General features: G+C 59.7%; 19 protein-coding genes. All 19 read right to left on the reverse strand.

Features of this window, described 5'->3' with window-relative positions; genetic code table 11:
* Positions 1-15 precede the first annotated feature (15 nt).
* The 19 genes from truA to rplE all read right to left on the reverse strand — a co-directional run bounded on the left by truA (position 16) and on the right by rplE (position 10,880).
* Positions 16-828, reverse strand: coding sequence for a tRNA pseudouridine(38-40) synthase TruA (gene truA / locus ACOYJL_RS05995; protein ID WP_433569333.1), 813 nt, complete (start codon positions 826-828; stop codon positions 16-18).
* Positions 829-1,174: 346 nt separating this feature from the next.
* On the reverse strand, positions 1,175-1,690 hold the full coding sequence (gene rplQ / locus ACOYJL_RS06000) for a 50S ribosomal protein L17 (RefSeq protein ID WP_433569317.1): 516 nt from the start codon (positions 1,688-1,690) through the stop codon (positions 1,175-1,177).
* Positions 1,691-1,719: 29 nt separating this feature from the next.
* Positions 1,720-2,661 carry a DNA-directed RNA polymerase subunit alpha gene (locus tag ACOYJL_RS06005; RefSeq protein WP_433569318.1) on the reverse strand — a complete coding sequence of 314 codons (942 nt, stop codon included), beginning with the start codon at positions 2,659-2,661 and terminating at the stop codon, positions 1,720-1,722.
* A 23-nt stretch (positions 2,662-2,684) separates the two neighbouring features.
* On the reverse strand, positions 2,685-3,278 hold the full coding sequence (gene rpsD, locus ACOYJL_RS06010; RefSeq protein ID WP_433569319.1) for a 30S ribosomal protein S4: 594 nt from the start codon (positions 3,276-3,278) through the stop codon (positions 2,685-2,687).
* Positions 3,279-3,296: 18 nt separating this feature from the next.
* Entirely contained in the window at positions 3,297-3,698 is a 402-nt protein-coding gene (gene rpsK / locus ACOYJL_RS06015; protein WP_433569320.1) for a 30S ribosomal protein S11, read from the reverse strand.
* A gap of 10 nt (positions 3,699-3,708) precedes the next feature.
* On the reverse strand, positions 3,709-4,080 hold the full coding sequence (gene rpsM / locus ACOYJL_RS06020; protein WP_433569321.1) for a 30S ribosomal protein S13: 372 nt from the start codon (positions 4,078-4,080) through the stop codon (positions 3,709-3,711).
* Positions 4,081-4,094: 14 nt separating this feature from the next.
* Positions 4,095-4,208, reverse strand: coding sequence for a 50S ribosomal protein L36 (rpmJ, locus tag ACOYJL_RS06025; RefSeq protein ID WP_013252436.1), 114 nt, complete (start codon positions 4,206-4,208; stop codon positions 4,095-4,097).
* 130 nt (positions 4,209-4,338) lie between these two features.
* Positions 4,339-4,557, reverse strand: a complete 219-nt coding sequence (infA, locus tag ACOYJL_RS06030) for a translation initiation factor IF-1 (protein ID WP_433569322.1) — start codon at positions 4,555-4,557, stop codon at positions 4,339-4,341.
* An 84-nt stretch (positions 4,558-4,641) separates the two neighbouring features.
* Complete coding sequence (map, locus tag ACOYJL_RS06035) at positions 4,642-5,439, reverse strand: type I methionyl aminopeptidase (protein ID WP_433569323.1); 798 nt, start codon at positions 5,437-5,439, stop codon at positions 4,642-4,644.
* Entirely contained in the window at positions 5,433-6,065 is a 633-nt protein-coding gene (locus ACOYJL_RS06040) for an adenylate kinase (RefSeq protein ID WP_433569324.1), read from the reverse strand. Before ACOYJL_RS06040 ends, map begins: the two co-directional genes overlap by 7 nt.
* Before the next feature lie 52 nt (positions 6,066-6,117).
* Positions 6,118-7,395 (reverse strand): preprotein translocase subunit SecY, encoded by a 1,278-nt coding sequence (gene secY, locus ACOYJL_RS06045; RefSeq protein WP_433569325.1) that lies wholly within the window; start codon positions 7,393-7,395, stop codon positions 6,118-6,120.
* Positions 7,389-7,838, reverse strand: coding sequence for a 50S ribosomal protein L15 (gene rplO, locus ACOYJL_RS06050; RefSeq protein WP_433569326.1), 450 nt, complete (start codon positions 7,836-7,838; stop codon positions 7,389-7,391). Before rplO ends, secY begins: the two co-directional genes overlap by 7 nt.
* A gap of 11 nt (positions 7,839-7,849) precedes the next feature.
* Positions 7,850-8,038: a 50S ribosomal protein L30 gene (gene rpmD / locus ACOYJL_RS06055; RefSeq protein ID WP_433569327.1), complete on the reverse strand. Its 189-nt coding sequence runs from the start codon at positions 8,036-8,038 to the stop codon at positions 7,850-7,852.
* A gap of 2 nt (positions 8,039-8,040) precedes the next feature.
* On the reverse strand, positions 8,041-8,562 hold the full coding sequence (rpsE, locus tag ACOYJL_RS06060) for a 30S ribosomal protein S5 (RefSeq protein ID WP_433569328.1): 522 nt from the start codon (positions 8,560-8,562) through the stop codon (positions 8,041-8,043).
* 9 nt (positions 8,563-8,571) lie between these two features.
* Positions 8,572-8,946 (reverse strand): 50S ribosomal protein L18, encoded by a 375-nt coding sequence (gene rplR / locus ACOYJL_RS06065; protein ID WP_433569329.1) that lies wholly within the window; start codon positions 8,944-8,946, stop codon positions 8,572-8,574.
* Positions 8,947-9,012: 66 nt separating this feature from the next.
* Complete coding sequence (gene rplF, locus ACOYJL_RS06070) at positions 9,013-9,549, reverse strand: 50S ribosomal protein L6 (RefSeq protein ID WP_433569330.1); 537 nt, start codon at positions 9,547-9,549, stop codon at positions 9,013-9,015.
* A gap of 28 nt (positions 9,550-9,577) precedes the next feature.
* Positions 9,578-9,976, reverse strand: coding sequence for a 30S ribosomal protein S8 (rpsH, locus tag ACOYJL_RS06075; RefSeq protein ID WP_433569331.1), 399 nt, complete (start codon positions 9,974-9,976; stop codon positions 9,578-9,580).
* Positions 9,977-10,066: 90 nt separating this feature from the next.
* Positions 10,067-10,252, reverse strand: a complete 186-nt coding sequence (locus tag ACOYJL_RS06080; protein ID WP_032110525.1) for a type Z 30S ribosomal protein S14 — start codon at positions 10,250-10,252, stop codon at positions 10,067-10,069.
* A 67-nt stretch (positions 10,253-10,319) separates the two neighbouring features.
* On the reverse strand, positions 10,320-10,880 hold the full coding sequence (gene rplE, locus ACOYJL_RS06085) for a 50S ribosomal protein L5 (protein ID WP_433569332.1): 561 nt from the start codon (positions 10,878-10,880) through the stop codon (positions 10,320-10,322).
* Between the last annotated feature and the right edge of the window lie 537 nt (positions 10,881-11,417).

The following is an 11,417-nucleotide window of genomic DNA, read 5'->3' on the forward strand; positions in this document are numbered from 1 at the left end:
ATACTCTCCTCGTATCTATTCCCACGAGCGGAGCAGCCCTTCGGGGAATTCGACACCGACAAAGGTGAGCCCCTTAGCCGGGGCGCACGGACCCGCGGCGCGTCGATCACGTGCCGCGAGCGCAAGGGCTACCCAAGCCGCATCCCTGTGGCCTCGCCCCACCTCCACAAGGGTTCCCGCAATCGTGCGCACCATGTTGTGCAAGAACGCATTTCCACAGACGTCGATCGCAACGAGGGGCTCTCCCGCCTCTTCGACACGAGAGACGTCAACGGAGAGAAGGTCGCGAACGGTCGTCTTTCCCTCCGCAGAGGAAGCCTTGCAGAAGCTCTTGAAGTCATGCTCCCCTACCAAGCACCGAGCAGCTTCGTTCATTGCGTCGACGTCCAAGGAGCCCCGATACCACCAGGCGTGGTCCCACGACAGAACAGGGCGGGCCTCACCCGAAGAGATTCTGTAGCGATACCTGCGAGAGGTGGCGTCAAAGCGCGCCGAGAAGAGGGCGTCCGAGCGCAGCAGCGCACGAATTGAGATGTCGTCGGGCGTGAGCGCGACAAGGGAGCGGAGCAACGACCTTCCAGGTCGCTCAAGTTCCTCTACGCTGACGGGAACGCTCACGTACTGGTCAAGCGCGTGCACGCCCGCATCGGTTCTGCCAGCGCAGACCAGCTCACACGGCCGGCGGAAAATGGTCTCCAAGGCGTGGCGCAGCTCCCCCTCAACCGTGCGCTGCCCTGGCTGCTCGGCAAACCCGCTGAAGCCAGCCCCTCGATAGCCAAGTCGAACCACGAGCGTGCCTGCCGCAGGGGCACCATTGACCAAAGGCATGTCGCGCTCTTCTCGTGAGGGGCGCGAGATGATTTTTTCAATCGGCACGACCTGCCTCCTTATTGCTGGCCGACCTTCTGCTGGAACATATCATGAGCCGCTGTGAGGCGTTTTGCGGGCTCAAATTCAATGTCTCGGTGCCAAACACGCAACAAGCACCCAAGTAACGGCAGAGACGCCCCAACAGCTGCGAGCAGGCAAAAATGAACCACCCAGCGTCTTGGCATGGCAGCCAGGAGCGCACAGCCAGCCCGTCAGCACAGCCGCAGCCTGGGCCAAGGCACTAGAGAAAAAAGGAGACCTCACCGCCTGGGCAAGGCCTCCTTTGACGTACTTGGTGCGTGAGCTACTCGGCTGCGGGAGCCTCGGCGTCAGCAGTCTCCTCAGCGGGAGCCTCCTCCTTGGTCTCAGCATCCTCTGCAGGTGCCTCTTCCTTGGCGGGAGCCTCCTCCACCTTGGTGACGGTGGTCTTCGAAGCCTTCTTCTCCTTCGGCTGGACGGGCTCGGTCACGAGCTCCATGATGACAACCTCAGCGCCATCGCCCTTGCGGGGACCAAGCTTCATGATGCGAGTATAGCCGCCGTTGCGGTCGGCCCACATGCCCTGAGCGGCCTTCTCGAAGACCTCGCGGACGAGCTCGGCGTCGCCGACCTTGGCAATGGCAAGGCGACGGGAGTGAAGATCGCCCTTCTTGGCCCACGTGATAACCCTATCGACGTCGCCACGGATAGCCTTGGCGCGAGAGTCGAGCGTCTTGATGCGGTCGTTCTCGAACAGGGCAGCAACAAGGCTCTTCTTCATGGCCTTGGTGTGGCTGGCATCAGTGCCAAGCTTCATGCCCCTCTTCTTGTTGTGTCTCATGATCAAAATCTCCTATGCGAAAAGAGGCGCTACGCCTTGAGGGACAGGCCCATGGCTTCGAGCTTGTCCTTGACTTCCTCGATGGACTTAACGCCGAAGTTACGGATGTTGAGAAGGTCATTCTCGGAGTACTCGACGAGCTGGCGCACCGAATGGATGCCGGCGCGCTTGAGGCAGTTGTACGAGCGAACCGAAAGGTCGAGGTCCTCGATCTGCTTGTCCAGCTCGGCATTGTCCTCCTCGGTGCCAGTAGCGAAGATGGACTCGTCCTCGACGGGCTCGTCCTCCTCGGCCAGCCCCATAAAGGCGCTCATGTGCTGGTTGATGATGTTTGCAGCCTCGACAACTGCGTCGCGCGGCGAGATGGACCCGTTGGTCTCGACCTCGAGAACCAGACGGTCATAGTCGGTACGACGACCAACGCGGCACGGCTCAACGGTCTTGGCGCAACGACGAACGGGCGAATAGAGAGAGTCGACATGGATAATGCCGATGGGGTCGCTCTCGCGCTCGTTGTCCTCGCCAGAGACATAGCCGCGGCCAACGCCAATGCGCATCTTCATGGAGAGGTGCGCATTCTCGCCGAGAGAGCAGATAACGTGGTCGGGGTTGACCAGCTCAAACTCGGCGGGGATGTCAAAGTCTCCGCCGGTGACGGTCATGGGACCATCGACGTTGATGAAGGCCGTGGCCTCGTCGCCGGTACCCATGTTGCGGAACACGAGACCCTTGACGTTCAGAACGATGTCGGTAACGTCCTCGTAGACGCCTTCGACCGTCGTGAACTCATGCTGCACGCCGTCGATCTGGATGGCCTCCACGGCGGCGCCCTCCAGAGAGGAGAGCAGCACGCGGCGAAGCGAGTTGCCAAGCGTATCGCCATAGCCATGCTCGAGCGGCTCGGCGCTGACACGCGCAAGGTTCTCGTTGATCTCCTCGACCGACACCGTTGGCCGAATGAATTCGGACATTGCTACCTCCAAACTGGCCGAGCTTACTTGGAGTAGAGCTCGACAATGAGCTGGGCATCGATGTCGAGGTCAATCTGGTCGCGCGTGGGAAGCTGAAGGACGGTTCCCTGAAGCTTCTCGATATCGACCTCGAGCCACGCAGGCACAGCCATATGCTCGGAGGAAATGAGGGCCTCCTTGATGGGGAGAAGGTCCTTGGCCTTGGGGGCCACGCTCACAACGTCGCCGGCCTTGACCTGATACGAAGGAATGTCGACGCGGCGGCCATTCACCTGGATGTGACCATGGCGAACAGTCTGGCGAGCCTCCTTGCGGGTGCGGGCAAAGCCAAGACGGAAAACCACGTTATCGAGACGAGACTCGAGAATGGTCATAAGGTTGTCGCCCGTGATGCCCTCACGCTTAAGTGCGAGGTCGTAGTAACCACGGAACTGGTTCTCGAGAACGCCGTAGATGAACTTAGCCTTCTGCTTCTCGCGAAGCTGCTGGCCGTACTCGCTCTCCTGACGCCTGCGCTGCTTAGGCTGGCGATGAGATTCCTTGTTGATTCCCATGACGACGGGATCGATGCCGAGCTGACGGCACCGCTTGAGGACAGGGGTCCTGTCAACTGCCATTAGTGGTGTCCTTCCTAGCTACACGCGACGACGCTTGCACGGACGGCAACCGTTGTGCGGAATGGGGGTCTTGTCCTGGATGCCCGAAACCTCGAGGCCTGCGGCCTGGAGGGAGCGGATGGCGGTCTCGCGACCAGAGCCGGGGCCCTTGACGTACACAGAGACCTTGCGGAGGCCATGCTCCATAGCTGCCTTGGCAGCGGCCTCGGCGGCCAGCTGGGCAGCGAACGGGGTGGACTTACGAGAGCCCTTGAAGCCCACGGTGCCACCGGACTGCCAGGAAATCACGTTGCCCTGGGGATCGGTGATAGAGACAATCGTGTTGTTGAACGTGCTCTTGATGTGAGCCTGCCCCACAGCGATGTTCTTGCGCTCAGCGCGACGGACGCGCGTGGTGCGGGCATTCTTCTTCTGCGGCATTGTCTACTCCCTACGCCTTCTTCTTTGCACCGATCTGGCGACGCTTGCCCTTGCGGGTGCGTGCGTTCGTGTGGGTGCGCTGACCATGGACGGGGAGCCCCTTACGATGACGGAGGCCGCGGTAGCAGCCGATCTCCATCAGACGGGCGGTGTTCTGCCTCACCTCGCGGCGAAGATCGCCCTCGGTGGTGTAGTTAGCATCGATATAGTCACGAATCTTGGTGACCTCATCCTCAGTAAGATCCTTAACGCGGGTAGAGGGGTCAATGCCACACTCTGCGCAGATCTTCGTAGCCCTCGTCTGACCGATGCCGTACAGGTATGTAAGTCCGACCTCAACGCGCTTGTCGCGCGGCAGGTCGACGCCGTTAATACGGGCCAACTTGAAGCTCCTCTCTAGCCCTGGCGCTGCTTGTGGCGCGGGTTCTCGCAAATGACATAGACCTTTCCGTGGCGACGGATGATCTTGCACTTGTCGCACATCTTCTTGACCGAAGGACGTACCTTCATGTGTCTTCCTTCCGGTAGTGCTTCTTACACGTACTGGTAGTACAAAGGTGGACCAGGTGGAGCTAGCCCACGTTTATCTACTCGCCCAGCCGCAGGCGTGAATAACCAAAGAGCGGCTGAAACGCACCCCCTACTTGTAGCGGTAGGTGATGCGTCCCCTTGTAAGGTCATACGGCGAGATCTCGACGATGACCTTGTCTCCGGGAAGGATGCGGATGTAGTTCATCCTGATCTTTCCGGAGATGGTGCAGAGGATTGTCTTACCATTTTCGAGCTCAACGTTGAACATTGCATTGGGCAGCGGCTCAACCACCTTGCCCTCAAGCTCTATTGCATCCTGTTTGCTCAAATTTGACCCTCTCCACGCTGTGACAGCGACCAATAATCATACCGAATTCGTACAAGACTGTCCAAGATGCACTGAATCAGCACATCATGGCTCAGCCTTTTCTCCGCCTTGCATCGGACACCAAGGACCAAGCTCGTCTTGGGTGAGGACAACGGGCCCTTCCTTGGTGATGGCAACCGTATTCTCGTAATGCGCTGCGGGCTTGCCATCCGCGGTGACGACGGTCCACCCATTGTTGAGGACCTTCGTCTCATAGGTTCCCATGGTGATCATTGGCTCGATCGCTATGACCATGCCAATTTGGAGCCTTACTCCACGACCCCGCTTGCCGTAATTGGGAACCTCAGGGTCTTCGTGCATCACGCGACCGACGCCGTGTCCAACATAGTCACGAACAACGCCATAGCCATTGGCCTCGGCCAGCTCCTGAACGGCGGCCCCAACGTCTCCCAAGCGATTACCTGGGATAGCCTCTTTAATGGCAGCCTCCAGGCAGTCACGCGCACACTCGCAAAGGCCCTTGACGTCGTCGCTGACGTTACCAACGTAGAAGGTCCAGGCATTGTCTCCTACCCAGCCGCCAAACGTAGCGCCCGTATCGATAGAGACGATGTCTCCGTCCTTAAGGGTCGTGGCAGGCGAAGGGATGCCATGGACGATCTGCTCGTTGACAGAAGAGCAGATGCTAGCAGGAAAGCCGCCGTAGCCCTTGAAAGTGGGGACGCCACCGCGAGAGCGGATCAGGCTCTCGACTGCTTGGTCAATCTCGATAGTCGAGATGCCGGGCTTGGCAAGATCCCCAGCACGACGAAGAGCCGCCTTCGAAACTGCTCCGGCGGCCTTCATCTGTTCGATCTGGTGAGGAAGCTTGATCTTTAGCATGCGAGCGACAAGAGCTTCCGCACGTCTGCATAGACCTCGTCGACAGGACGATCGCCGTCGACCTCCTTGAGAATCGAGTGACCCTTGTAGTACTCGATGAGCGGAGCGGTCTGAGTGTTGTAGACGTCAAGGCGATGCTGGATCGTCTCAGGCTTGTCGTCGTCGCGCTGGTACATCTCGCCACCGCAGCGTGGGCACACGTCAACGCCGGCAGGCGCGGTATAGCCGCAGTTCCTGCAAGTGCGACGTGAGCTCAGGCGCTTGACGATGACGTCGGGCTCAACGGAAACGAGAAGCGCCGCGTCAAGACGACGGTCCATGGCGGCAAGCTCGGAATCAAGCGTCACGGCCTGGGCGGTGTTGCGGGGAAAACCGTCCAGGATGAAGCCGTTCTTGGCGTCATCTGCGTCAAGACGCTCCTTGACGAGGCTGATAACGAGGTCGTCAGGCACAAGCTTGCCGGCATCCATATAGCTCTTGGCCTGAATGCCGAGCTTGGTCTTGGCGCTAACGGCGGCACGGAGAAGGTCTCCGGTAGAGATATGGGCAAACCCAAACTCCTCAACGAGCTTCTGCGCCTGCGTGCCCTTGCCAGCGCCCGGGGCGCCGAGCAGAACAATGTTCATGAACAACCCCCTTCTCGTCGGTCTAGCCGACTCGTCCGACCAGCCTATCTACCTACTTGAAGAACCCATCGTAATTGTGCATCTTGAGCTGGCTCTCCAGCGAGGAGATGGTGTCCATGGCTACGCCGACCATAATCAAGACAGACGTGCCGCCAAAGGACTGAATCAGGGTATCGTTGGTGAACCAGAAGATGATCGTGGGGACCACGGCCAGCACTGCCATGAACAGGGCACCGGGAAGCGTGATATGGCTAATGGTGCTCTTGATGTAGGCTGCCGTTGCGGCACCGGGCCTTACGCCCGGGATAAAGCCGCCCTGCTTGCGCAGCTGGTCTGCCGTTTCCTCAGGATTGAAGATCATCGACGTATAGAAATACGCGAAGAACACGATGAGGACTACGGACAGAACCCAGTTAAGCCAGCCTGAGGAGAGCGCGTTGGCAACTGCTTGCACCCAACCGACGCTGGGGAAGAAGACTGCAATCTGCGCAGGGAAATACAGTACTGCCGAGGCAAAGATGATCGGCACGACGCCGGCCGTATTGACCTTGATGGGAAGGTAGGTGGCCTGGCCACCCATGACCCTACGGCCGACGACGCGCTTGGCATACTGAATGGGAATGCGGCGCTGGCCACGCTCGACATACACGATGATGGGGATGATCGCGATGATCACGATGAGCGTAACGGCGGTGAGCACAACGCTGCCGCTGTTGGTGACCGAAGAGATAAGCGCCGACGGAAGCCCGGACATGATGTTGACGAAGATGATCAACGACATGCCGTTGCCAATGCCACGCTGCGTGATGACCTCTCCCAGCCACATGATGATGACGGCGCCCACGAGCATCGTGAAAACAATGATGATGTTCTCGAGCCACTCGGGGAAGCCCATGTTGCTGAAGTCGACACCATAGCTCCTGAAATAGAACAGGTAGGCAATGGCGTTGAGCAGAGCAAGGCCAATGGTGAGATAGCGCGTATACTGCGTGATCTTACGCTGACCGGCCTCTCCTTCCTTGGCAAGCTCGCCAAGGGAAGGAATGACCGCTTGGAACAGCTGCAGGATGATCTGCGCAGTAATGTAGGGCATGATGCCCAACGCGAACACGGACATGCGCGAAAGGGCACCGCCCGAGAACAGGTTGAGCACAGCCATGGCGCCGCTCGAGGACAGTCCGAGCTGATAGGCGCTCAGCATGTCCTGGAAAGGAACGCCAGGGACAGGCACGTACGCGCCAACGCGATAAATCAAGAGGATGAGGATAGTGAGTAGGGTCTTCTTCCTCAGCTCAGGCACGCGAAAGGCATTGGCAATTCCGTTTAGCACGCCGGCTCAACCTTTCCTCCGGCCGCCTCAATCTTAGCCTTGGCAGAGGCGGAAACCTTGTCCACCTTGACAGTCAGCTTCTTGGTGAGCTCACCGTCGCCGAGGACCTTGACGGGGATATAGTCGTGCTTAATGACGCCCTTTGCAACGAGGGCATCGGCGTCGACGGTCTCGCCGTCGGCAAACAGCGCCTCAAGACGAGCAACGTTAACGGGTGCGTACTCAACACGGCTGTGATTGGTGAAGCCGGGGAGCTTAGGCAGGCGCATGGCGAGCGGCTGCTGACCGCCCTCGAAGCCGGCGCCCTTGCCGCCGCCGGAGCGGGAGAGCTGACCCTTGGAGCCACGACCAGCGGTGGTGCCGTGACCAGAAGAGTTGCCGCGACCGATGCGCTTGCGGTTCTTCCTCGAGCCCTCAGCGGGCGTGATGTCATTGAGCTGCATTGTTGGTACCCCTAGTTCTCTTCAACGGTCACGAGGTGCTTGACCTTGAAGATCATGCCTCGGACGCTCGGGTTGTCGGGCAGCACGGCAGTGTCGCCGATCTTGCGGAGGCCCATGGCGCGGCAGGTGGCAGTCTGGTCCTTCTTAACGGAGCAGACAGCACTCCTGACGAGCTTGACCGTGAGTGTCTTCTCTGCCATCTCTAGTTCTCCTTCCCGACGAACATCTCGGAAACGGTGAGTCCGCGACGCTCGGCGGTCTCCTCGGGGCTGGAGAGCTCCTTCAGGCCCTCAGCCGCCGCCTTGATGATGTTCATGGCGTTGTCAGTGCCGAGGGACTTGGAGAGCACGTTGGTGATGCCAGCAAGCTCGAACAGCGGACGCACGGGGCCGCCGGCGATGACGCCAGTACCCTCGATAGCCGGCTTGATCAGAACGCGGCCGGCGCCGTAGTGACCCTCGACGGTGTGAGGAACAGAGCCCTCAGCAGTAACGGGAACATGGAACATGTTCTTCTTGGCGTCATCGACGCCCTTCTGGATAGCCAGAGGAACCTCAGTGGAGCGGCCCATGCCAAGGCCGACGTTGCCCTTGCCGTCACCAACGACGACCAGAGCGACGAGGGACATGCGGCGGCCACCCTTGACGGTCTTGGAGACGCGGTGGATGTAGACGACGCGCTCCTGAAGATCGGTGTCCTGCTGGCGCTTACGATCTCGTGCCATTGAATCCTCCTAGAACTTCAGGCCCGCGTTGCGGGCACCGTCTGCCAAAGCCTTGACGCGGCCGTGATAGATATGACCACCGCGGTCAAACGTGACGGCGGTGATGCCCTTCTCCAGCGCGCGCTTGCCAACGAGCTCGCCTACGAACTCAGCGGCCTCCTTGTTGGAGCCGATCTTGCCAGTGGCGCGGAACTCGGGGCTCAGGGTCGAGGCAGAGCAGAGGGTGGTGCCGTCGACGTCATTGATAATCTGCGCGTAGATGTTGGCGTTGGTGCGATGAACAGCGAGGCGAGGACGCTCGGCAGTGCCGAAGACCTTACCGCGGACGCGGCGCTTACGACGCTGAAGACCAGCCCTCTTGGCCTGAGCCTGTGTCTTGTTCATTCCTTCTCCTTTGACGTGCCGTCACCTGACGGGGTGGCGGTCTTTTAACTAGACAGGCTTCCGAAACTACTTAGCAGCCTTGCCGAGCTTCCTGCGGATGTGCTCGCCCTCATAATGGATGCCCTTGCCCTTGTACGGCTCGGGAGGACGCTTCATGCGGATCTCAGCAGCAACCTGACCAACCTGCTCCTTAGAGATGCCCTTCACGGTGATGTGCGTGTTGTCAGGCACCTCGAAGGTGATGTTGTCGGGGCACTTGTAGATCACGGGGTGAGAGTAGCCAAGGGAGAGATCGAGGTCCTTACCCTTCAGCGCGGCACGATAGCCGACGCCGGTGAGCTCGAGCTTCTTCTCAAAGCCCTCGGAGACGCCCATGACCATGTTGTTGATAAGCGTGCGTGCCAGGCCCTGCTGGGCGTTGGACTCGGTGGACTCATCGTCATAGGTAACGACGATCGTATCGCCCTCCTGGGCGATGGTCAGAGAATCAGAGAAGCTGCGGTTGAGCTCCCCCTTGCTGCCCTTGACCGTGACGTTATTTCCGTCGATGGTCACAGTGACTCCAGCCGGAATCTGGACAGGCTTCTTGCCGATACGAGACATTGTCTCCTCCTATCTTGATTCGGCCGACTTACCAGATGTAGGCGATGACCTCGCCGCCGACGCCCATCTTGCGAGCGTCGCGGTCGCACATCATGCCCTTGGAAGTTGAAATGACGGCGGTGCCGAGACCTCCCAGAACGCGCGGAAGCTTGTCCGCGGAGGAGTAAATACGAAGACCCGGCTTAGAGATGCGCTTGATGCCACGAATGATGCGGGCGCGCCTCTGACCGTACTTAAGAGTAATGTAGAGGGTCTTCTGGGGCTTGGTATCCTCGACGGAGTACCCCTCAATGTAGCCCTCCTCGCAAATGACGCGAGCAACCTCAACGAGAACCTTGCTCGAGGGCATGGAGACCTCGGGCTTGCCCGCTGAGTTGGCGTTGCGGATGCGCGTCAGCATATCCGAAATTGGATCGGTAACCTTCATGGATCCTTCTCCTTAGCTCATGATGAACCTGTGCGCTGGTTCGTCCGCACCCTTAGCGCGGACGCCTGGACGCCGGTACCCCAACAGTCCTTACCAGCTAGCCTTGCGGACGCCGGGGAGCTCGCCCTTGCTTGCCAGCTCGCGGAAGCACACACGGCAGAGACCGAACTTGCGATAGACGGAGTGGGGACGCCCACAACGCTGGCAGCGGTTCTGCTTACGCGTCGAGAACTTCGGCTCGCGGTTCGCCTTGACGATCATCGATGTCTTAGCCACAAATCCTCCTTCTTGGCACACCTGCCCGCCCCAGGTGTGGGGCGGGCGCCTGACAAACGTGCGTTATTTACTCCTGCTTGAACGGGAAGTGGAAGGCGTCGAGAAGCGCCTTGCCCTCCTCGTCCGTCTGGGCAGTAGTCACAATGGTGATGTCCATGCCACGGGTGCGGTCAACCTTGTCGAAGTCGATCTCGGGAAAGATCAGCTGCTCGGTGACGCCCATCGAGAAGTTGCCGCGACCGTCGAACGACTTGGGGGAGATACCACGGAAGTCGCGGATACGGGGGATTGCAACAGAGATGAGGCGATCGAGGAACTCCCACATACGGTCGCCGCGGAGGGTGACCTTAGCGCCGATTGCCTGACCCTGGCGCAGGTGGAAGGTTGCGATGGACTTGCGAGCGTGGGTGATGAGCGGCTGCTGGCCGGTGATGGCGCGCAGGTCGGAGACGGCGCCGTCGATGGCCTTGGAGTCGGTAGCGGCCTCGCCGACGCCCATGTTCACGACGATCTTCTCGAACTTCGGAATCTGCATGACGTTGCCGTACCCAAACTGCTTCTGCAGCTGGTCGCGGACCGTGTCGTAGTACTGCTGCTTAAGACGCGGTACGTACTTCTCTTCTGCCATTCTCTCTCCTTAAATCTTGGGGTTCTCAGCACGGGGTTTCCAACCTCGTACCTCCCGGCTTGGCTTACCGGGAGCCATGTTCCTTGCGACAGAGAGTGGGTCGAGACAGAATCCACCCCACACAGAGCCGCAAGTTCAAATAATAGTTGTTCGACGTGCGATGTGCCAGAGGTCATTTTGCCTGCACAATTCTCCGCAGTATCCTCACGTTTCACGCTCCACCGGTCTGGCCTCTGCTGCGTGCGCGTGCTGTCCACACGATGAGACACGCACGGTATGGCTCCTGCCAGGTTGCGCGACTTCTGATGCCCGCACGACGTGCGCTGCCATGTTACGCGAGTTCTGATGCCCGCACGACGTGCGCTGCCAAGTTACGCGAGTTCTGATGCCCGCACGACGTGCGCTGCCAAGTTACGCGAGTTCTGATGCCCGCACGACGTGCGCTGCCATGTTACGCGAGTTCTGATGCCCGACGCCGCCAAGTTCCGCGACTTCTGATGCCCGCACATTGGGGGGCTGCCAGGTTGCGCGACTTCT

It is taken from the genome of Tractidigestivibacter sp. (assembly GCF_050946515.1).
Lineage (GTDB): Bacteria > Actinomycetota > Coriobacteriia > Coriobacteriales > Atopobiaceae > Tractidigestivibacter.